We start from the raw sequence: 20477 nt of genomic DNA, 5'->3' as shown, positions 1-20477 counted from the left end.
CACCTGGTCGTGCCTCTCGATGGGGAGCATGTGGCCCGCGCCCTCGCACTCGAGCAGCCGCGAGCCCGCGATGCGTTGGTGGAGCTTGCGGCTGTGGCCGATCGAGGTCAGCCGGTCGGCGGTGCCGCACAGGATCGCGGTCGGCACCTGGGAGAGGACCTCGACGGCGTGGAACTTGTCGAGACGGCTGAAGCTCGGGAAGAACTCCGCCACCACCTCGAACGGCGTCTCGGAGAGCATGTCGTCGACGAACTCCACGTAGGAGGTCGGCACCTCGTCGCCGAAGGCGAACAGGTCGGTCGCGACCATCGCGATCGCGCGTCCGGCCCGGCGCAGCCCGTCGACGGCCAGGTGGCCGCGGTGCAGCGTCTTGACGGCCTGGTGCGTGACGCGGCCGCCGAGGCGTCCGGGCACCATCGGCAGCAGGATGCGTCCGACGTCGAGCCCACCGGCGGTCGTCGAGACGAGACCGACGCCGACGACCCGGTCCCCGACCAGGTCGGGGAACTGCTCGGCGAGGGCCACGATCGTCATGCCGCCCATGGAGTGGCCCACCAGCACCACCGGGCCCTCGGGCACGACCTCCTCGAGGATCTGCTTGAGGTCGCGCGCGAGCTGCTCGATGGTGGCGTTGTGCCGCGGCGAGCGGCCCGAGCGGCCGTGCGAGCGCTGGTCGTAGAAGACGGTGCGGACCAGGCCGCGGTAGGCCGCGCGCTGGAAGTGCCAGGAGTCGAGGTTGAGGCAGTAGCCGTGGGCGAACACGACGGTCACCTCGGGGTCGGGCTGGCTGCGCCGCCAGCGGCGCTTGGGCTCCTGATCCGGCTGGGCCGCCCCGTCGACCTCGACGTGGAGCGGCACCCCGTCCTCGGCGACCACCGTGACCGGGCTGGAGCGCAAGGAGCCGAAGGCCGCGTCGGTGACCGAACGCTCGCCCATCGCCCGGCTGCGGCGGGCGACCCCGAACGCCGTACCGGCGAGGGCGACGCCGAGGGCGCCGGCGGCGGCGCCGGCGATGCGTCGCGCGGCGCTCACCGGGACTCGTCCTGGCTCGCGGTGTCGTGCGTCTTCTCGGTGTCGCTGTCGACGTGGGTGCGTGTCATGCGGCCTCCGATCCTGGTGACGATCTCGTAGCTGATGGTGTCGCACGCCTCGGCCCAGTCCTGCGCCGTGGGCTCGCCGTGGCGCCCGGGACCGAGGAGGAGCACCTCGTCGCCGGCGTGCGGGGTGCTGTCGTCCTCGGGTCCGAGGTCGACGAGGAACTGGTCCATGCACACCCGACCGCGGATCGGTCGCTGGATCCCGGCGACGCCCACCGAGGCGACGCCGCTCGCGTGGCGCGGCACGCCCTCGCCGTAGCCGGCGGGCACGAGACCGACGGTCGTGGGCGCTTGGGCCGTCCAGGTGTGGCCGTAGGAGACGCTGTCGCCCGCGGCCAGAGTCTTGACCAGGGCGAGGCGGGCGCGGACCGTCATGGCGGGGACCAGGCCGAGGTCGGGGGTGTGTCCGGGGGCGGGATCGAGGCCGTAGGACGCGATGCCGCAGCGGACCGCGTCGAACCGCGCGCTGGGACGCAGGATCGCTGCTGCCGAGTTGGCCAGGTGGCGCAGCCCGGGACGCAGCCCCGCCTCGTCGGCGAGGGACAGCGCGTCACGGAAGGCCTGCTCCTGGTGGTCGTTGGCCGGGTGCTCCGGCTCGTCGCTGCAGGCGAGGTGGGACCAGACACCGGTGATCAGCCAGTGACCTGCCTCCTCGCCGGCACGGGCCCGCGCGAAGAGCTCGGCCCACGCCTCGCGGGGGGCGCCTCCGCGGGACAGGCCCGTGTCGACCTTGAGCTGGACGCGGGCGAGGTGGCCGTCGGGGTGCCCGACCGGGTTCCCGACCGGGTGCTCGACGGATTCGGCTGCGGCCGCGATCTCGTCGAGCTCGGCGACGGAGTAGGCGGTGAGGTCGATGCCGGCGGCGATGGCGTCGGCGTAGGGCTCCCCCGGCACCGTGAGCCAGCACAGCAGGCGCCCGGTGTCGCCGACGGCGCGCAGCGCCAACGCCTCGTCGGGCGTGGCGACGGCCAGCCAGGTGGCACCTGCGGCCCGGGCGGCGCCTGCCACCTGGGCCATGCCGTGGCCGTAGCCGTCGGCCTTGACCACGACGATCACCTCGACGCCGGTGGTCTGCTGGAGGGTCCGCACGTTGTGCCGGATCGCGGCGAGGTCGACGACGATCTCGGCGCGGGCAAGGGTCATGGTCGTCGATTCTTCCATCACGGGTGCCGGTGGGAGTCAGGCGAGGAGGTCGCGCACGACTGCGGGCACCGCGGCCGCGACGTCGCCGGCGACGATCGGACCGCCGTCGGAGGCGAGGGTGGCAGCCGCCCCGTGGAGCCAGGAGCCGACCGAGGCTGCGTCGAAGGGGTCGAGACCTGCGGCCAGCAGCGCGCCGACCAGGCCACCCAGCACGTCACCCGCGCCGGCGGTCGCCAGCCAGGGGGTGCCGGTGGTGGTCACGCGGACCCGCCCGTCCGGTGCCGCGACGAGGGTGTGGCGGCCCTTGAGCAGCACGACGGCGTCGTACGTCGTGGCGGCGCGGCGGGCGTGCTCGAGCGGCGCTGCCTCGATCGCAGCGCGGTCAGTGCCCGTCATGGCCGCGAGCTCGCCGGCGTGGGGGGTGAGGACGGCGGGGCCGGTCAGGGGTGCGGTCACGTGCGCGAGGGCGTCGGCGTCGATGACGCACGGGACGCCGCTCTCGCCGTCGCGCAGGACGGCGGCGAGCTCGGCGGCAGCATGCGGGCCACTGCCCGAGCCGACCACCCACGCCTGGACCCGGCCGTCGCCGACGACCTCCGGGTGGACGTCGCGCACGCGGGTCGCGACGTCGGCGTCACCGACGTATCGCACCATCCCGCACAGCCCCGTCGACGCGCCCGCGACGCTGAGGAGCCCGGCACCGGGATAGTCGCTGGAGCCGGCGCGGACGCCGACGACGCCGCGGGTGTACTTGTGGGCGTGGGTGCTCGGTCGGGGCAACAGCGCTGCGACGTCGGCGGGCTGCAGCGCCTCGATGTCGGCGGGCGGCAGGTCGAGCCCGAGGTCGACGAGGTGGACGGCGCCGCAGGCGGCCGCGGCCGGGTCGACGAGGTGGGCGACCTTGTGGGTGCCGAAGGTGACCGTGACGTCGGCGCTCACGTGGGGCCCGGGCGTCTCGCCGGAGTCGACGTCGACGCCAGACGGGACGTCGACCGCGACGACCGGGATGCCGGCGACCTGGTTGCGGGCCGCGATGGCGTCGGGCCTGAGCCCCGGCCGGCCGCCGATGCCGACGATGCCGTCGACCACCAGGTCGGTGCCGGGTGACGGTCGGCTGGTGGCCGCGTCGAAGCGACTCATCCGTCCACCGGCTGCCCGCAGTGCCTCGCTGCCGGCGTCGTGGACCTGGTCGGCGAACGTCCAGGCCTCCACCTGGCAGCCGCGACGCTGCAACAACGCCCCCGCGAAGAGCGCGTCGCCCCCGTTGTTGCCGGGGCCGACCAGCAGCAGCACCCGTCCGCCGTACGGTGTGCCGAGGAGGTCGACCACCGCCTGCGCCAGCCCGTGCGCCGCCCGCGCCATGAGCGCACCCTCCGGCATCGCTGCCAGCAGCACGTCCTCGGCCGCCCTGACCTGCTCGACGGTGTGTGCGTGCCTCATGGCAGCCACGCTAGTCGGGATGGGCGGCGGGCCGGTGGGCGGCGGGCCGGTGGGCGGCGGCGTGTGGGCGGTCGTGTGCCGGAGGCAGCGCTGGGGCACGTCCTGAGGCACACGAGTCGGCATCGGGGTGCCCCGCCTGGCCGACCCTGCTGGGTCGTGTGCCGGAAGCAGCGTTCCACGGCGGCGTGGGGCACACGACCCCACGTCCACGCGACGGGCCTGTGGATGAGCTGCTGAGGAGCCTCCCGCCGGGGAAGACAGTGCGCATGATTCCTTTGGAGCAGCTCATCACGGAGCAGGCCGGCCTGCTCGCACGTCGCCAGCTCACGGCCCACGGTCTCGACTGGGGTCGGGTGCGCAACCAGATCGCGGCCCATCGGTGGGTCGAGGTGACCCCGAGGGTCGTGTGCACGACGACGGGGCGGCTCACCCCCGAGCAGCGCCGCTGGATGGCGGTGCTGCACGCGGGCCCGCGCAGCATGATCGGAGGTCTGACGGCCGCCGAGGTGCAGGGGCTGAAGCGGTGGGAGCGCGACGAGGTCTGCGTGCTCGTCGACGACGAGCTGTCCTTCGAGCCCGTGAAGGGTGTCCGCTTCTTCCGCAGCCGCCGTCCCTACGAGCTGCTCCGCTCTCCCCGTCCTGGGCTTCCGCGGTGCCAGCTGGAGCCGGCGGTGCTGCTGTGGGCGGGGTACGACGCCGCGATCCGACCTGCCCACGGCGTGCTGGCGGCCGTGGTCCAGCAGCGGTTGACCACACCGGGACAGCTCCTGTCGTGGCTCGACCAGCTCACGCCCCTGCGTCGGGCCAAGGGCTTCCGCGCCACCCTCGGCGACATCGCCGTGGGTGGACACTCCCTCGCCGAGCTGGCGGTGGATCGGATGTGTCGCCGGTTCGGGCTTCCGCTCCCGCGTCGCCAGACCCGTCGTCAGGACAGCTCGGGCGTCGACCGGTGGACCGACTGCGAGTGGGACCTCCCGGACGGCACCGTCCTGGTCCTCGAGGTCGACGGCTCGTTCCACCTCGACGTCGTCCAGTGGCAGGACGACCTGCGTCGGACCCGGCGCATCACCGCGCCGGGACGCGTGGTGGTGAGGTGCACGGCGTACGAGCTCAGGCACGAGGCGGACGAGGTGGCCGTGGACCTGGTGGCGCTGGGACTGCCCGGTCGTGTGCCGCAGGCAGCGGCCTGAGGCGCTCTCCGGCACACGACCCGGATCCGCAGCCCGCCCGCGCTCCAGCGCCCTCGAGTCGTGTGCTCCACACCGCTCCACAGCGCTGCGACCGGCACACGACCCGCACGGCCGGCCGAGCCGCGTTGAGCACACGACCCAGCCGGATCAGGACTCCAGCACCACGACCGCGGACGCGATGCCGGCGTCGTGGGAGAGCGAGAGGTGCAGGTGGGCGACGCCGAGCTCGGCGGCGCGGGCGGCGACGGAGCCACGGACCTCCAGGAGCGGACGGCCGGAGTCCTCGGAGACGACCTCCGCGTCGTGCCAGTGCATGCCGACCGGGGCTCCGAGGGCCTTGGCGAGCGCCTCCTTGGCCGCGAAGCGGGCGGCCAAGGACGCGAGGGGGCGGGTGGCCTCGGCCGGGGTGAACAGGCGGGCGGCGAGTCCGGCGGTGCGCGCCAGCGACTCGCCGAAGCGCTCGATGTCGACCACGTCGATACCGACGCCGATCACCGCCACGGCCGACCTCCGAAGCGCGTCACTGCAGGCCCGTCACTCGACCGTCACGGACTTGGCCAGGTTGCGGGGCTGGTCAACGTCGTGGCCCATGGCGGTGGCGAGCTCGCAGGCGAAGAGCTGGAGCGGCACGATCGCGACGAGGGGCTGCAGCAGCACCGGCACCTTCGGCAGCCGGATGAGCACGTCGGCGTAGGGCTCGATCTTGGTGTCGCCGTCCTCGGCGAGGCAGATCGTGCGCGCACCGCGTGCACGGACCTCCTGGATGCCGCTGATCATCTTCTCGTGGAGCTGGTCGCGCCCCTGGGGCGGCACGACGCACAGCACCGGCAGGCCCTCCTCGATCAGCGCGATCGGGCCGTGCTTGAGCTCACCGGCGGCGAAGCCCTCGGCGTGGATGTAGGCCAGCTCCTTGAGCTTGAGCGCCCCCTCGAGCGCGACCGGGTAGCCGGCGTGCCGGCCCAGGAAGAGCACCGACCTGGTGTCGAGGTGGGCGCGGGCGAGCTCGTAGACCTGCTCGGCCGACTCCAGCACCGTGGCGATGTGGTCGGGCATCTCCTCGAGCTGGTGGACGATCTCGGTGATCTCGTCGCCGTAGCGGGTGCCCTTGACCTGCGCGACATAGAGCGCGAGCAGGTAGCAGGCCACCAGCTGGGTGAGGAAGCCCTTGGTGGAGGCGACGCCGATCTCGGGACCGGCGTGGGTGTAGATGACCGCGTCGGACTCGCGCGGGATCGTGGAGCCGTTGGTGTTGCAGATCGCCAGCACCTTGGAGCGCTGCGTGCGCGCGTGCCGGATCGCCTGGAGGGTGTCGGCGGTCTCGCCCGACTGGCTGATCGCGACGACCAGCGTGGAGTAGTCGAGGATCGGGTCGCGGTAGCGGAACTCCGAGGCCAGCTCGACCTCGACCGGGGTGCGGGTCCAGTGCTCGATGGCGTACTTGGCGACCATGCCGGCGTAGAACGACGTGCCGCAGGCGATGATGATGATCTTGTCGACGTCGCGCAGCTCGTCGTCGGAGAGCCGCATCTCGTCGAGCTGCAGCAGCCCCGCCGGCGTACGACGCCCCAGCAACGAGTCGGCCACGGCGCGCGGCTGCTCGAAGATCTCCTTGCGCATGAACCAGTCGTGACCGTCCTTCTCGGCGGCCGAGAGGTCCCAGGTGACGTGGTAGCGCTTGCCTTCCGAGGGGTTGCCGTCGAAGTCGGTCACCTCGACGCCCTCGCGGGTGATCGTCACGACCTGGTCCTGACCGAGCTCCATGGCCTCACGCGTGTGCTCGATGAACGCGGCAACGTCGGAGCCGAGGAAGTTCTCCCCGTCGCCGATGCCCACCACGAGCGGGGAGTTGCGACGAGCGGCCACGACGCGTGACGGGTCCTGGCTGTCGATCGCGACGAGCGTGAAGGCGCCCTCGAGCTGGCGGCACACGCGCTGCATCGAGGTCGTCAGGTCGATGCCGGACTCCACCTGGAGCTCGAGCAGCTGGGCCGCGACCTCGGTGTCGGTCTCGGAGAGCATGACGTGGCCGTCGGCCTCGATGCGGTCGCGCAGCTCGGCGAAGTTCTCGATGATCCCGTTGTGCACCAGCGCCACCCGGCGGGCGCCACCGGAGTGGGGGTGCGCGTTGGCGTTGTTGGGCGCGCCGTGGGTGGCCCAGCGGGTGTGGCCGATCCCGGTCGTGGACTCGGGCAGCGGGTGGTCGGAGATCGCCTTCTCGAGGTTGGCGAGCTTGCCGGCACGCTTGTCGGAGGCCAGCTCCCCGTCGACGACGAGGGCGATCCCGGCGGAGTCGTAGCCGCGGTACTCGAGGCGACGCAGCCCCTCGATCACGACACCCTGGGCCTGCTGGGGGCCGACGTACCCGACGATTCCGCACATGGCTCTCACTCTAGAGGTGAGACGCCGCCACTCCGGGCAGGCGGGTGGCCTGCAACAATCACGGCCATGTCGACAGGCGGGGGCCATCGCAACGGTGGCCCCGAGGACACTCCTCGCGAGTCCTCCCCCTACATCGAGCTCGACCGCTCCGCCTGGGCCGCCCTGGCCCACGAGACGACCAACCCGCTCACGGCGGACGAGATCCGCAGCCTCCGCGGGCTCGGCGACTCCCTCGACCTCGACGAGGTGCAGGAGGTCTACCTGCCGCTGAGCCGGCTGCTGAGCCTCTACGTCGAGTCGGCCGGCAAGCTGCACCGCGAGCAGGAGTCGTTCCTGCACCAGCGGACTCCCCCGCGCACGCCGTTCGTCATCGGGCTGGCCGGCTCGGTGGCCGTCGGGAAGTCGACGACCGCGCGCGTGCTCCAGCAGATGCTGGCCCACTGGCCGGAGCACCCCAACGTCGCGCTGATCACCACCGACGGCTTCCTCTACCCCAACGCCGAGCTCGAGCGCCGCGGCATCATGCAGCGCAAGGGCTTCCCCGAGTCCTACGACCGCCGCGCGCTGCTGCGCTTCGTGGTCGACATCAAGTCGGGCAAGGACGAGGTCGAGGCGCCGACGTACTCCCACCTGGTCTACGACGTCGTCGACGACCAGAAGGTCGTCATCAAGCGGCCCGACATCGTGATCATCGAGGGCCTCAACGTCCTCCAGCCGGCCCGGGTCCGCGACGACGGTCGCGCGGGGCTCAGCGTCAGCGACTTCTTCGACTTCTCCGTCTACGTCGACGCGGGCACCAGCCACATCCGCGACTGGTACGTCGAGCGCTTCCTGCGGCTGCGCGAGACGGCCTTCCGCGACCCGGGCTCCTACTTCACCAGGTACGGCGACATGACCCACGAGGAGGCCGTCGCCGAGGCGGCCCGGATCTGGGACACGATCAACGGGCCCAACCTGGCCGCGAACGTGCTGCCCACCCGCTCGCGCGCCACCCTCGTGCTGCGCAAGGACCGCGACCACTCGGTGCGCTACGTGCGGCTGCGCAAGCTCTGACGGCCTGCTGCCTCGTCAGAGGGCCCGCAGGCTCATCAGGATCCGCCGCACGGTCTCGTCGGTGGCTGATCGTGGGCCGAGGTCGCGCACCAGCACCGTGCTGACGACGCCGTCGCCGGTACGCGTGCTCACGAGGTGCAGCTCGACGTGCGACGGCGTGCACGGGTCACGGTCGTGCAGCCGGATCGTCGTGCGCGAGGCGGCTGCCGGGGAGCCGTCGGCGAGCCGGACCGTCGTACGGCGGGTGGTGAGGGGCTCGCCCGTGGTGCCGGCGATGCCCGCGGTCCAGGCCGCCTGGAGACGTCGGTCGGCTGCTCGGGGTCCGGGGTCCGGGACCGGCGGGGTGATGCCGACGAAGGCGCGGTGGGACGGCGCGTCGGTGTCGCCTCTCTCGCAGTAGCCGTCGTCGAGCACCGCCGGGCCCTCCACGCCGACCACCGGCTCACCCCGACGGTCGGCGTAGAACAGCACCCCGTCGGGGTCGGGGACGCTCCAGCCCCGGGAGACGGGCGGCACGCGCACCTCGGCGTACGACGATCGCAGGACCTGCCAGGTCGGTTGCGGCTCGGCGGTGGTCTCCCGGGCCGGCTCGCCCAGGTGCGCCAGCAGCACGACCGCGCTGCTGATGGTCACCACCAGCGTGGCCACGATGCCGAGCAGGGTGGTGAGCGTGGTCGCGACGCGGGCCATGCTCCACGTCTACCGGGGGATGCACCCCGGCGCGACCGCTCCTCCACAGGCACGACCCCGAGCGCCAGACCCCGTCGGTGTGGGACTTCGCGGGCGAGTCGCGCACGTGAGGGGTGTTGCAACACCCCTCAAGCGACAGGGTCCCCGGACATCCGGGGACTCATGCAGCCGCAGCCCTCAGAGCGCGAGCTGCTGCCGCACGACCCCGGCGAGACGCTCGGCGACGTCGCGGGCGAGCTCGGGGGTGGGCGCCTCGACCATGACGCGCACGAGCGGCTCGGTGCCGGAGGGTCGCAGCAGGATGCGGCCGGTGTCACCCAGCGCGTACTCCTCCTCGGCGACCGCGGCGGCGAGCACGGCGTCCTCGTCGGTGCGGGCCTTGTCGACGCCGGGGACGTTGACCAGGACCTGCGGGAGCCGGGTCATGACCCCCGCGAGGGAGGCGAGCGACTGGCCGGTCGAGGCCATGCGTTGGAGGACGTGCAGGGCGGTGAGGGTGCCGTCGCCGGTGGTGGCGTGCTCGCTCATGATCACGTGGCCGGACTGCTCACCACCGAGGGAGTAGCCGGAGACACGCATGGCCTCGAGGACGTAGCGGTCACCGACCTTGGTCTGGCGCACCCCGAGCCCGGCGGTCTTCATGGCCTGCACGAAGCCGAGGTTGCTCATGACGGTCGCGACGACGGTGTCCTTGACCAGGTGGCCGGTCTCGGCCATGCCGAGGGCGAGGATCGCGAGGAGCTGGTCCCCGTCGACGGTCTCGCCGGCGGCGTCCACGGCCAAGCAGCGGTCGGCATCACCGTCGAGCGCGAAGCCGGCGTCGGCGCCGTGCTCGAGCACGGCGGCGCGGAGCGGGCCGAGGTGCGTGGAGCCGCAACCGTCGTTGATGTTGAGCCCGTCGGGCGCGTCGGCGATGGCGATGACCTCGGCGCCGGCCTGGCGCAGCGCGAGCGGGCCCGACTCGTGAGCGGCCCCGTGGGCGCAGTCGAGGACGACCTTGAGGCCCGCGAGCGGCCGGTCGAGGGTGGAGACCAGGTGGTCGACGTACTCCTCGACGGGCGTGGCGTAGGGCGCGACCCGACCGATGTCGCCGGCGGTCGGGCGGACCCAGGGCCGGTCGAGGTGGGCCTCGATGTCGCGCTCGACGGCGTCGTCGAGCTTGACCCCGCCGCGGGCGAGGAACTTGATGCCGTTGTCGGGCATCGGGTTGTGCGAGGCGCTGATGACGACCCCGAGGTCGGCACCGAGCGACTGGGTGAGGTAGGCGACGCCCGGGGTCGGCAGGACGCGCAGGCGCAGCACGTCGACCCCGGCCGAGGCGAGCCCGGCCACGACCGCGTGCTCGAGGAACTGCCCGGAGATCCGGGTGTCACGACCGACGACGGCGAGGGGGCGCTCCCCCTCGTAGTCCCCCCGGTCGACGAGGACACGTGCGGCGGCAACGGAAAGGTCCAGGGCCAGCTCAGCGGTGAGTTCACCGTTGGCCAGACCCCGGACCCCGTCCGTGCCGAAGATGCGCGGCATGTCGCCTTAAGCGATCAGCGCTTGCTGAACTGCGGCGCCTTGCGCGCCTTCTTGAGACCAGCCTTCTTGCGCTCGATGACGCGGGCGTCACGCGTGAGCAGCCCGGCCTTCTTGAGCGCCGGACGGTTGGCGTCGGTGTCGATCCAGTTGAGGCAACGGGCCACGCCGAGGCGCAGCGCGCCGGCCTGACCGGTGATGCCGCCACCGTGGATGCGGGCGATGACGTCGAACCGACCCTCGAGCTGCAGCTCGGCGAACGGCTCGTTCACCACCTGCTGGTGCAGCTTGTTGGGGAAGTAGTTGTCGAGCGTGCGGCCGTTGACGGTCCACACGCCGGTGCCGGGGACGATGCGCACACGGGCCACGGCCTCCTTGCGACGGCCGGTGGCCGCCGCGGGAATGATGGTCGCCGGGCGGGCGGGGGCGTCCGCGGACGGAGCGCTCTCGGAGCTGTAGGCAACGCCCTGCTCGTCGGTCTCGTAGGTCTCCTCGACCTCGGTGCTGGTGTCAGCCACTGTGTTCCTCAACCTTGCTTTCGACGTCGATGATTACTGGGAGATCTGCGAGATCTCGAAGGGGACGGCCTGCTGGGCCGAGTGGGGGTGGGTCGGGCCGCTGTAGACCTTGAGCTTCTTCATCAGCGCGCGACCGAGCTTGTTCTTGGGGAGCATGCCCCACACGGCCTTCTCGATCGCCTTGCGAGCGTCCTTGTCGAGGACCTCGCCGATCGGGGTGGAGGTCAGACCGCCCGGGTAACCGGAGTGGCGGTAGGCCATCTTCGTCGTGCGCTTGGTGCCGGACAGGTGGACCTTCTCCGCGTTGACGACGATGACGAAGTCACCGACGTCCATGTGCGGGGCGAAGATCGGCTTGTGCTTGCCGCGGAGGAGGGTGGCGACCTCGACGGCGAGGCGACCGAGGACGATGTCCTGGGCGTCGATGACGTGCCAGTCGCGCTGGATGTCGCCGGGCTTGGGGCTGTACGTGCGCAAGACGCTTCTACTTTCCTTCGTTCGTGGACCCCCGGGATCGATCCCGGGGGTGGTGGTGCCGCGGCTTCTGACGAACACGGGCCGGCCTGCCACCGAGGTGGGGACCGGCACTGCATCCCGGCTCGGTCACCACAGGGAGACCAGGTCGGGACGCGGCAGGAGTCGCGACCGGCAAGACTACGGCTCCCGCGCTCGGCGGGTCAAAACGACGCGGGCCGGAGCACAGAAGGTGGACACGGGTTAGCGCCGGCCTAGGACAGCGGTTTAGGTTGGAGCGCGTGACCGACTCTCTCACCGTCCGCGACAACCGCACCGGACAGGAGTACGACGTACCGATCCTCGACGGCACCATCAAGGCCGCCGACGTCGGGAAGATCCGCACAGCCGAGGACGCGCCAGGCCTGGCCGTCTACGACCCGGGTTTCGTCAACACCGCCTCCTGCCGCAGCGCCGTGACCTTCATCGATGGCGACAAGGGCATCTTGGAGTACCGCGGCTATCCCATCGAGCAGCTGGCCGAGAAGTCCAACTTCCTCGAGGTGGCCTACCTGCTCGTCCACGGCTCCCTGCCGACCCAGGCCGAGCACGAGGCCTGGGTGCACGAGATCACCTACCACACGTTCGTCCACGAGAACGTGAAGACCTTCATGCAGGGCTTCCGCTACGACGCGCACCCCATGGGCATGCTCATGGCGTCGGTGGGGGCCCTCTCGACGTTCTACCCCGACGCGCGCAACATCTCCGACGCCGACAACCGGCACATGCAGATCGTGCGGATGATCGCCAAGATGCCGACGCTCGGCGCCTGGGCCTACCGCCACGCGCAGGGCAAGCCCTACGTCTACCCCGACAACGACCTGAGCTACACCGCCAACTTCCTCTCCATGCTCTTCAAGATGAGCGAGTCGAAGTTCGAGGCCGACCCGCGCCTGGTCAAGGCCCTCGACGTGCTCTTCATCCTGCACGCCGACCACGAGCAGAACTGCTCGACCAACGCGGTCCGCTCCGTCGGGTCCTCGCAGGTCGACCCCTACTCGGCGGTCTCCGCCGGCGTGGGCGCCCTCTTCGGCCCGCTCCACGGCGGCGCCAACGAGGCCGTCCTGCGGATGCTGCGCCGCATCGGGTCGAAGGAGAACATCCCGGCCTTCATCGAGGGCGTCAAGAACGGCAACGAGAAGCTGATGGGCTTCGGGCACCGGGTCTACAAGAACTTCGACCCGCGCGCCACCATCATCAAGAAGGCGTGCGACGACGTCTTCGAGGTCACCGGCGTCAACCCGCTGCTGGCCATCGCCCAGGAGCTCGAGAAGATCGCGCTCGAGGACGAGTACTTCATCAAGCGCAAGCTCTACCCCAACGTCGACTTCTACTCCGGCCTCATCTACGAGGCCTTCCAGTTCCCGCCCGAGATGTTCACGGTCCTCTTCGCCATCGGTCGCACGCCGGGCTGGCTGGCGCAGTGGGTCGAGCTCGTGCAGGACAAGGAGCAGAAGATCGCCCGGCCCAAGCAGATCTACACCGGCGACCGCACGCTCGACTTCGTGCCCGCCGCCGAGCGCTGGGCCTGAGCCCTGCGCCTGCGCCGTAGCAACGCGGCCGTCGTCTCGCCCCTCCGGGCGCTGACGGCGGCCGCGTTCGCATCTCCCCCGCCGCCCCACAGGCCCTGACCCGTGCCACCCACGGTGCACGTCGCCGCGCTCTGGGGGCCGGGGCCCCGGGAGGACCAGCGGGCGCGGGCGGAGGCCCACCTCGTCGAGGAGCTGGGGCTGGTGCGCGTGGTGCGGCTGTGCATGCTGTGCGCCAGCCCCCACCACGGCCGACCGGTCCCCCTCGGTGGCGGCGAGGTGCTGCACCTGAGCCTGGCCTACGCCGAGGACCTGGTGCTGGCGGCCTGGAGCACCGCGCCGGTCGGGGTCGACGTGGAGCGCGAGGAGCGCGGACGCGACGCGGGCGACTACGGCGACCTGCGGGCGTGGACGCGCCTCGAGGCCATCGTCAAGACCACCGGCGAGGGCCTGGCCCGGGAGCCCCTCGACCTGCCGGCGCTGTGGACCGCACCGCTCCCGCTGCCCGACGGCTGGGTCGGCACCGTCGCGTGCGCCGAGCCGGCCGTGCTCAGCTGGTGTGAAGCGCGCCCCGGGCGTCCGGGAGCTCCGGCAGCTCCACCTCGTTGAGCCACTGCTCGAAGAGCCCGTCGAGGTCCTCGTCGGTGTGGGCCGCAGCGTGGCTCACGAAGTCGGCGGTGCTGACCGTGCCGCCGCGGTGGTCGGCGACCCAGGACTGGAGCAGCCCGAAGAACGCGTCGTCACCGACCGTGAGTCGCAGGGCGTGCAGGGTGAGCGCACCGCGCTTGTAGACGCGGTCGTCGAACATCAGCTCCGGTCCAGGATCGGAGAGCAGCAGGTCCTGGTCGAGCTCGGCGAGACGCCCGTGATGGGTGCGGGCGTGGATGTCGGCCGCATCGCCGCCCGACCGTTCCGACCACAGCCACTCGGCGTAGCAGGCGAAGCCCTCGTGCAGCCAGATGTCGCGCCACGCACCGAGGGTCACGGTGTTGCCGAACCACTGGTGGGCGAGCTCGTGGGCGACGAGACGCACCGCCTTCCACTCCGAGGTGAGGAAGTTGCGACCGAAGGTCGACAGGCTCTGCGACTCCAGCGGGATCTCGAGGTCGTCGGCCGTCACGACGACCGTGTAGAGCGGGAAGGGGTAGTCGCCGAACAGCTCGGAGAAGGTGGCGAGCATCTCGGGCTGGCGGCCGAACGCGTCGTCGACCCCGCTGCCCGCGTCGTGGGGGACGACGGCGTACATCGAGACGATCGCGTCGAGCTCACGGACGTCGTAGCGTCCGATCTGGACGGTGGCGAGGTAGGTCGCCATCGGCTCGTCCTGCGTGTAGGTCCAGGTGACCGAGCTGCCGTGGCGCTCGCGGCTGACGAGCGGGCCGTTGGCGACGACGTGGTAGTCGGGATGGGTCGTCACCGAGATCGTGTAGGAGGCCTTGTCGTCGGGCCGGTCGTTGCAGGGGAACCAGGTCGGCGCGCCGTGCGGCTGGCCGGCGACGATGACGCCGTCGGCGAGCTCCTCCCAGCCGGCGTCGCCGTGGTGCCGCTCCACCAGGGGTCGCGGGTTGCCGGAGTAGGACACGACCATCGTGAAGGTCGCGCCCTCCGCGAGGGGGGCCGCCAGCGTGACGACGAGCCGGCCCTCGCGGGTGCGGTACTTGGCCGGGAGGCGGCCGTCGACCTTGACCTTGGTGACGTCGAGGTGGGCGAGGTCGAGGACGACGCGCTCGAGGTCCTGGACGGCGACGGCGTCGATGGTCGCGGTGGCGCGCAGGCGGTTGCCGTCGATGTCGTAGACGAGGTCGAGGGCGTAGTGGGTGGCGCCCCAGGAGGGGTCGCCGTGACCGGGGAGGTAGGGGTCTGCGGTCGGCAGGTCGGACCCGAGTCCAGGCAGCCTCACCGGTCGATCACCCAGGGGCCGATGGGGTTGCCGATCCAGGTCGTCTTGTCGGGCAACGACTCGCCCCTCATCACCAGTGACACGGGACCGACCGTAGCGTGCCGACCGAGCGTCGCCGCCGGGAGGATGACGCTGTTGGGCCCCAGGGTCGAGCCGCGCCGCAGCGTCACGGTGTCCATGCTGAGCATCCGGTCGTGGAAGAGGTGGGTCTGCACGACGCTGCCCTGGTTGACCGTCACGCCGTCGCCGAGCTCCACCAGGTCGGTCTCGGGGAGCCAGTAGGTCTCGCACCACACCCCGCGCCCGATCCGGGCGCCCATCGCGCGGAACCAGACGTTGATCAGCGGGGTGCCCGCGACGGCGCGGGCGAACCACGGTGCGGCGAGCACCTCCACGAACGTGTCGGCCAGCTCGTTGCGCCACACGAAGGAGCTCCACAGCGGGTGGGCACCGGGGCGCACCCGGCCGACGAGCAGCCACTTGGCGGCCACCGTCACGGCCGCGGCCAGCAGGCCGCCGACCGCGAGGACCGGACCGGCCAGGAGCACCGTGACGACGACGCCGGGGCCGTCCAGCAGCGCGGTGAGGACCAGGGCGGTGACCGCGGTAAGCCCCAGCGCGAGCATCACCGGCAGCAGCCGGCAGAGCTCGACGGCCGCGCGCAAGACCTTGAGCCGCGTCGGCGGGTCGTAGGTGCGGCCGGCGTCGGTGGTCTCGGCGGCACGGCGCAGCGGCGCCGGCGGGCTGCCCAGCCAGGACTCCCCCGCCTTGGCCGACTTGCGCCGCGGTGCCGCCGAGAGGACCGCCACGAGGGACGCCTTGGGCACCTTGCGACCGGGCGCCGCCATGCCGGAGTTGCCCACGAAGGCGCGCTTGCCGACCTTGACCCGCTCGACCCGCAGCCAACCCCCACCGAGCTCGTAGCCGCCGATGAGGGTGTCGTCGGCCAGGAAGGCCTGGTCGTTGACCGTCGTCAGCGACGGCACCATCAGCACCGTCGAGGCCTCGACCCCGTGACCGATGCGGGCGCCGAGCCGACGCAGCCACCACGGCGTGAGCTGGGAGGAGTAGAGCGGGAAGAGCCAGGTGCGGGCGTCGTCGAGCACGCGCACCGTGGCCCACACCGCCAGCCCCTGCCGGCTGCGGACCGGGTGGACGCCTGCGGTGATCGCGCGCGCGGCCACCCGCACGACGGCCCAGACCAGCACCGCGAGCAGCCCGAGCCCCAGCACCGTCGCGACCGGGAGCCAGGCGAGCAGCCCCAGCGCCTCGTCGTACGACGTGGGGCCGGTGAGGGCGAGCAGCGGTGCGACGACTGCCAGGGCAGCGACCGCCGGCAGCAGCGCGAGCAGCGTCGCCACCACGCCGTAGGCCACGAGCCAGGCCGGGTGGTCGGCGGGCTGGCCCGCCCACGGGCCGCGGGCAGCGCCGGCGACGCGGACGGCGGGCGATCCGGACCAGTACTCGCCGGCGGGGACGGACCCGAAGACCGAGGATCCCGGCGCCACCTCGGCGTCGTCGCCGACGTCGGCCCCCGGACACATCATCGAGCGCGCGCCGACGCGGGCACGCGCGCCGACGCGGATCGGCCCGACGTGCAGGACGTCGCCGTCGATCCAGTAGCCGCTGAGGTCGACCTCGGGCTCGATCGAGCAGCCGTCGCCGAGCGTCAGCCAGCCGGTGACCGGCGGCAGGCTGTGCAGGTCGACGTCGGGCCCGACCTGGGCGCCGAGCAACCGGGCGTAGAGCTTGACGAAGGGCGCCCCGGCGAGGCCGGTCGCGCCGAGCTCGTCGGTCAGCCGGTTGGCCAGCCAGAGCCGCAGGTGGGCCCTGCCACCGCGGGGGTGGTCGCCGGGCGTGACCGGGCGCAGCAGGAGACGGCAGCCGGCTGCGGCGAGAAGCATCCGTCCGGGCGAGCTGACGAACAGCACCCACGAGACGGTGACCAGCGCCCACGGGAGCCGGGGCAGCCAGTCGAGCCCGACCAGGGACGAGGCGTAGCAGCCGAGGGCGATCCAGGTGAGCCAGCGGGGCCCGGCCACCGAGCGCAGCGCCAGCGCGGCCACGACCTGGCCGGCCTGGGTCTTGACCGGGATCGGCGGGACGGTGCGGTCGGAGACCGGGCCGGCCTCCTGCATCTGGTCGAGGTAGGCCGCCATGGCACCGACCGTCGGCTTCTCGTAGACGTCGCCCACGGCGACGTCGGGGAAGCGCGTGCGCAGCCGGCTCACGATCTGGGCCGCGGTGAGGCTGCCGCCGCCCTCGTCGAAGAAGTCGGCGTCCGGCCCGCTCACCGTGGCACCCAGGACCTCCTGCCACAGGTGGGCGATCCAGGCAGCGGTGCCCTCCAGCCCGGCCGGCGCCTGGTCGGGCGCGACCAGCGGCCACGGCAGCGCGTCGCGGTCGACCTTGCCGGAGGTGCGGGTCGGGAGCGCGTCGACGACGGCCAGGCGCGGGACCAGGGCGGCCGGGAGGTCGCGGCGCAGAAGCTCCAGCGACGCGGCCTGGTCGAAGGGCGGGGCAGCGGAGGCGTCGATCGCCACGTAGCCGACGAGGAGCTGGTTGCCGGCGGCCGAGCGTCGTACGGCGGCGGCCGCCGCGCCGACGCCGGGCAGGCCGAGCAGGGCGCTGTCGATCTCGCCGAGCTCGATGCGCCGGCCGCCGAGCTTGACCTGGTCGTCAGCGCGGCCGCCGAAGAGGAGCCCCTCGTGGTCGAGCACCACGAGGTCGCCGGAACGGTAGGCGCGGTCCCAGCCGAGGGTGGGCATCGCGGCATACTTCTCCGCGTCCTTGGCCGGGTCGAGGTAACGGGCCAGGCCGACTCCCCCGATGATCAGCTCGCCGGTCTGTCCGTGCTCGACGGGAACACCGTCGGCGTCGACCACGGCGAGGTCCCAGCCGTCCAGCGGCAGGCCGATGCGCACCGGGCCCTCGCCGGTCAGCAGCGCCCCACAGGCGACGACGGTGGCCTCGGTGGGGCCGTAGGTGTTCCACACCTCACGACCGGGCGCGACCAGCCGGGTGACGAGCTCGGCGGGGCAGGCCTCGCCGCCCATGATCAGCAGGCGCACCCGCTCGAGGGCCTCGGAGGGCCACAGCGCGACCAGGGTCGGGACCGTCGAGACGACCGTGACCCGGTTGGCGACCAGCCAGGGCCCCACGTCGACGCCGCTGCGCACCAGGGCCCTGGGGGCCGGCACCAGACAGGCGCCGTAGCGCCAGGCGAGCCACATCTCCTCGCACGAGGCGTCGAAGGCGACCGACAGCCCGGCCATCACCCGGTCGCCGACACCGAGGGGCTCGGCCTGGAGGAACATCCTGGACTCCGCGTCGACGAACGCGGCAGCGCTGCGGTGGGTGACGGCGACGCCCTTGGGCGTGCCCGTCGAGCCGGAGGTGAAGATGACCCACGCGTCGTCGTCGAGCCGCGGCTCCTCGGGCTCCCGGGCAGGACCGGGACGGCGCAGCGCGACGGTGAGGTCGTTGCCGACGACGGCGGCCACGTCGGCCTCGTCGAAGACCAGGCGGGCCCGCTCGTCGGGGTCGTCGGCGTCGACGGGGACGTAGGCGGAGCCGGCGAGCAGGATGCCGAGGACCGCGACGTAGAGGTCGGTGGTCCCGGAGCTGACCCGCAGGCCGACCTTGTCGCCGCGCCCGACGCCCAGAGAATTGAGCTCCGCGGCCAGCTCGTCGGCGGCCTCCTCGAGCTCGGCGTAGGTGAGGACGCCCGTGCCGGCGTCGACCGCGCTGTCCTCGGACGCCTGGGCCACGGTCTCGCGGAAGATGTCGACGAGCGTGCGGGCCGCGGGGGCCCGGTCGCCGCGCAGCAAGGGGGCGATCAGTGCCTCGGTCACCCGCCAACGTTGTCGGTCCCAGGTGAACAGCAGGTGTCGCGGCCACCTGGTGGTCGCCCGGTCGTCACGCCGTCGTGGCGTGCGTCACCGCGTCCCGCAGCGCTCCGGCGACGACGCCGAAGTCGCCGGCCGTGACCTCGAGGACCCCGCTCCGGAAGGGCAGTCCCCACCGCTGCTCGTCGGTGACGAAGCCGAGCAGCGGGATGAGCGGGCGGATCGGCACCCGCCCCACCTCCTCGAACGTGATCCTCCTGCGCCACGGACGGACGTCGTCGCTCACGTGCACCCGGTAGGGCTCGTCGTCGGCGACCTCCCCGAGGGCCGTGAGCTGCTGGAGGGTGACCTGGGAGCCCAGGGCCGGGCGGGGTGAGTAGAACGCGACCAGGTCACCACGGCCGAGCGCCCGCAGCCGGGTGTCACGCCCGTGGTCGGCCTGGGTGAAGCCGCCCTCGACCCCGAGCAGGACGTGGTCGAGGCTGATCGTGATGACCCAGTAGCGCCGGGTGTCCAGGTGCGTCATCGCCCCAGGCTGGCAGCCGGCACCGACAACGGCTCGGGCTCGGGCGACCCGCTCAGGACTGGTGCTGGTGCGGGCGTCCCGGGTCGTCGTACGCCGGCTCGGTCTGGTGGCTGCGCAGGGCCTCGAGCTGGGCGCAGATCGCCACCCCCAGGAACAGCGAGATCGAGGACAGCAGGCTCCACAGCAACAGAGCCACGATGCCGGCGAGGGGGCCGTAGGTGCTGCCGAAGGAGCCGCTGAGGTTGACGTAGAGCGCGAGGCCGGCGGCCGCGAGCATGCTGAGCGCGACGGCCACGCCCGAGCCGAGCGCCAACCAGGACAGGGCGGGCTGGCGGCGCCGCGGCGCATGGTCGAAGAGGACCGCGATCGTGAACACCAGCAGCAGGAGCCCGACCGGCCACCGCGCGACCTGCCAGGTCGTGTGCAGGCCGGAGGACCAGCCGTACTCCTCCACCATCGCGTCGCCGAACGCCCCGCCGGCGACCAGGAGCAGGAAGCCGAGCCCGACCGGGAGGGCGAGGACCCCGGTGAGCACGGCCGCGCGGCCGTACTTGGCGAGCGCCGGGCGGTCGCGACGGATGCCGTAGATCCGGTTGCTGCCGCGCTCGACCTGCGCCATCGCGGTCGTCATGGAGACCAGCGCGAAGAGCAGGCCGAGGACGAGCGCCAGCTCACCGGTGCCCTCCGAGCCGCTGGAGATCGCGTCGACGAGGGCGTCGTCGCCGCTCGAGCCCGGGGAGACGGCATTGACCGTGGCCGCCACCACGCGGGCCGGCCGGTCCTCATCGAGGTCCGCGGCCAGGCCGGTGACGGCGAGCATGAACGGCACGACCGCGAGGCAGGTCTGCAGGGCGAGCGCGCGGCTGTTGGTGAACCCGTCGCCGTAGCGGAACCGCACGAAGCTCCCGACGAGCACCGCCCTCAGCCCGTGGTGTCGGGCCAGGTGCCAGGCGTCCTCGGCATCGAGCTCCTCGCCGTCCATCTCGGTCGTGACGGGGACCGTCCGTGCCGTCGTCATGGCGGAACCCTATGTCTCCCCTCCCTGTGCCGAGTCGGCGCGATGTTGCAGCCCTCAGCCATTACTGCCGATGACTATGGCCCTTGCCTTCAGGCACCGGTCCGCAAGCAAT

General features: G+C 72.4%; 17 protein-coding genes. 4 read left to right on the top strand and 13 right to left on the bottom strand.

Going from position 1 to position 20477, the window contains the following annotated elements; translation table 11 throughout:
• The 3 genes from RMN98_RS08655 to RMN98_RS08645 form a co-directional block, all read right to left on the bottom strand.
• On the bottom strand, positions 1–1032 hold a 1032-nt coding region (locus RMN98_RS08655), incomplete at its 3' end, for an alpha/beta hydrolase (protein WP_309648413.1).
• Positions 1029–2240 (bottom strand): alanine racemase, encoded by a 1212-nt coding sequence (gene alr / locus RMN98_RS08650; protein ID WP_309648412.1) that lies wholly within the window; start codon positions 2238–2240, stop codon positions 1029–1031. The genes alr and RMN98_RS08655, both read right to left, overlap by 4 nt.
• Before the next feature lie 36 nt (positions 2241–2276).
• On the bottom strand, positions 2277–3680 hold the full coding sequence (locus RMN98_RS08645; protein ID WP_309648411.1) for an NAD(P)H-hydrate dehydratase: 1404 nt from the start codon (positions 3678–3680) through the stop codon (positions 2277–2279).
• 266 nt (positions 3681–3946) lie between these two features.
• Here RMN98_RS08645 and RMN98_RS08640 point away from each other — a divergent pair, with 266 nt between their 5' ends.
• The gene (locus RMN98_RS08640; protein ID WP_309648410.1) at positions 3947–4870 is read left to right on the top strand and encodes a hypothetical protein; all 924 of its coding nucleotides are present in this window, start codon (positions 3947–3949) and stop codon (positions 4868–4870) included.
• 147 nt (positions 4871–5017) lie between these two features.
• Here the strand turns inward: RMN98_RS08640 and RMN98_RS08635 are convergent, their stop codons facing one another.
• Both RMN98_RS08635 and glmS read right to left on the bottom strand, forming a co-directional pair.
• On the bottom strand, positions 5018–5371 hold the full coding sequence (locus RMN98_RS08635; RefSeq protein ID WP_309648409.1) for a holo-ACP synthase: 354 nt from the start codon (positions 5369–5371) through the stop codon (positions 5018–5020).
• 33 nt (positions 5372–5404) lie between these two features.
• Positions 5405–7249: a glutamine--fructose-6-phosphate transaminase (isomerizing) gene (glmS, locus tag RMN98_RS08630; protein ID WP_309648408.1), complete on the bottom strand. Its 1845-nt coding sequence runs from the start codon at positions 7247–7249 to the stop codon at positions 5405–5407.
• Positions 7250–7315: 66 nt separating this feature from the next.
• Between glmS and coaA the strand changes: the two genes are divergently transcribed.
• Entirely contained in the window at positions 7316–8302 is a 987-nt protein-coding gene (gene coaA, locus RMN98_RS08625) for a type I pantothenate kinase (protein ID WP_309648407.1), read from the top strand.
• Between the two features lie 15 nt (positions 8303–8317).
• Here the strand turns inward: coaA and RMN98_RS08620 are convergent, their stop codons facing one another.
• The 4 genes from RMN98_RS08620 to rplM all read right to left on the bottom strand — a co-directional run bounded on the left by RMN98_RS08620 (position 8318) and on the right by rplM (position 11508).
• On the bottom strand, positions 8318–8992 hold the full coding sequence (locus RMN98_RS08620) for a hypothetical protein (RefSeq protein WP_309648406.1): 675 nt from the start codon (positions 8990–8992) through the stop codon (positions 8318–8320).
• Between the two features lie 177 nt (positions 8993–9169).
• Positions 9170–10516 (bottom strand): phosphoglucosamine mutase, encoded by a 1347-nt coding sequence (gene glmM, locus RMN98_RS08615; protein WP_309648405.1) that lies wholly within the window; start codon positions 10514–10516, stop codon positions 9170–9172.
• Positions 10517–10530: 14 nt separating this feature from the next.
• Positions 10531–11031: a 30S ribosomal protein S9 gene (gene rpsI, locus RMN98_RS08610; protein WP_309648404.1), complete on the bottom strand. Its 501-nt coding sequence runs from the start codon at positions 11029–11031 to the stop codon at positions 10531–10533.
• Positions 11032–11064: 33 nt separating this feature from the next.
• Entirely contained in the window at positions 11065–11508 is a 444-nt protein-coding gene (rplM, locus tag RMN98_RS08605; RefSeq protein ID WP_309648403.1) for a 50S ribosomal protein L13, read from the bottom strand.
• 278 nt (positions 11509–11786) lie between these two features.
• On the opposite strand from rplM, the gene RMN98_RS08600 reads away from it, so the two are divergent.
• Positions 11787–13076: a citrate synthase gene (locus RMN98_RS08600; RefSeq protein ID WP_309648402.1), complete on the top strand. Its 1290-nt coding sequence runs from the start codon at positions 11787–11789 to the stop codon at positions 13074–13076.
• Positions 13077–13178: 102 nt separating this feature from the next.
• On the top strand, positions 13179–13682 hold the full coding sequence (locus RMN98_RS08595; protein ID WP_309648401.1) for a hypothetical protein: 504 nt from the start codon (positions 13179–13181) through the stop codon (positions 13680–13682).
• On the opposite strand, the gene RMN98_RS08590 is transcribed toward RMN98_RS08595, so the two are convergent.
• The 4 genes from RMN98_RS08590 to RMN98_RS08575 form a co-directional block, all read right to left on the bottom strand.
• On the bottom strand, positions 13624–14973 hold the full coding sequence (locus tag RMN98_RS08590; protein WP_309648400.1) for a M1 family metallopeptidase: 1350 nt from the start codon (positions 14971–14973) through the stop codon (positions 13624–13626). The genes RMN98_RS08595 and RMN98_RS08590 overlap by 59 nt on opposite strands.
• Positions 14970–18827: a Pls/PosA family non-ribosomal peptide synthetase gene (locus tag RMN98_RS08585; RefSeq protein WP_309648399.1), complete on the bottom strand. Its 3858-nt coding sequence runs from the start codon at positions 18825–18827 to the stop codon at positions 14970–14972. The genes RMN98_RS08590 and RMN98_RS08585 overlap by 4 nt, the downstream gene beginning before the upstream one ends.
• Before the next feature lie 64 nt (positions 18828–18891).
• Positions 18892–19347, bottom strand: coding sequence for an EVE domain-containing protein (locus RMN98_RS08580; RefSeq protein WP_309648398.1), 456 nt, complete (start codon positions 19345–19347; stop codon positions 18892–18894).
• Between the two features lie 52 nt (positions 19348–19399).
• A complete protein-coding gene (locus RMN98_RS08575; protein ID WP_309648397.1) occupies positions 19400–20365 on the bottom strand; it encodes a YihY/virulence factor BrkB family protein in 966 nt (321 codons plus the stop codon).
• Positions 20366–20477: the final 112 nt, after the last annotated feature.

It is taken from the genome of Nocardioides sp. (genome assembly GCF_031397825.1).
Taxonomy (GTDB): domain Bacteria; phylum Actinomycetota; class Actinomycetes; order Propionibacteriales; family Nocardioidaceae; genus Nocardioides.
Note: the sequence above shows the minus strand (reverse complement) of the source record. Positions and strands in the feature narration are given on the sequence as shown.

What these genes read in the sequence shown, in the direction of transcription:
- alr (WP_309648412.1), bottom strand. Translation starts at nt 2,240, where the DNA reads ATGACCCTTGCCCGCGCCGAGATCGTCGTCGACCTCGCCGCGATCCGG.
- RMN98_RS08645 (WP_309648411.1), bottom strand. Translation starts at nt 3,680, where the DNA reads ATGAGGCACGCACACACCGTCGAGCAGGTCAGGGCGGCCGAGGACGTG.
- RMN98_RS08640 (WP_309648410.1), top strand. Translation starts at nt 3,947, where the DNA reads ATGATTCCTTTGGAGCAGCTCATCACGGAGCAGGCCGGCCTGCTCGCA.
- glmS (WP_309648408.1), bottom strand. Translation starts at nt 7,249, where the DNA reads ATGTGCGGAATCGTCGGGTACGTCGGCCCCCAGCAGGCCCAGGGTGTC.
- coaA (WP_309648407.1), top strand. Translation starts at nt 7,316, where the DNA reads ATGTCGACAGGCGGGGGCCATCGCAACGGTGGCCCCGAGGACACTCCT.
- RMN98_RS08620 (WP_309648406.1), bottom strand. Translation starts at nt 8,992, where the DNA reads ATGGCCCGCGTCGCGACCACGCTCACCACCCTGCTCGGCATCGTGGCC.
- glmM (WP_309648405.1), bottom strand. Translation starts at nt 10,516, where the DNA reads ATGCCGCGCATCTTCGGCACGGACGGGGTCCGGGGTCTGGCCAACGGT.
- RMN98_RS08580 (WP_309648398.1), bottom strand. Translation starts at nt 19,347, where the DNA reads ATGACGCACCTGGACACCCGGCGCTACTGGGTCATCACGATCAGCCTC.
- RMN98_RS08575 (WP_309648397.1), bottom strand. Translation starts at nt 20,365, where the DNA reads ATGACGACGGCACGGACGGTCCCCGTCACGACCGAGATGGACGGCGAG.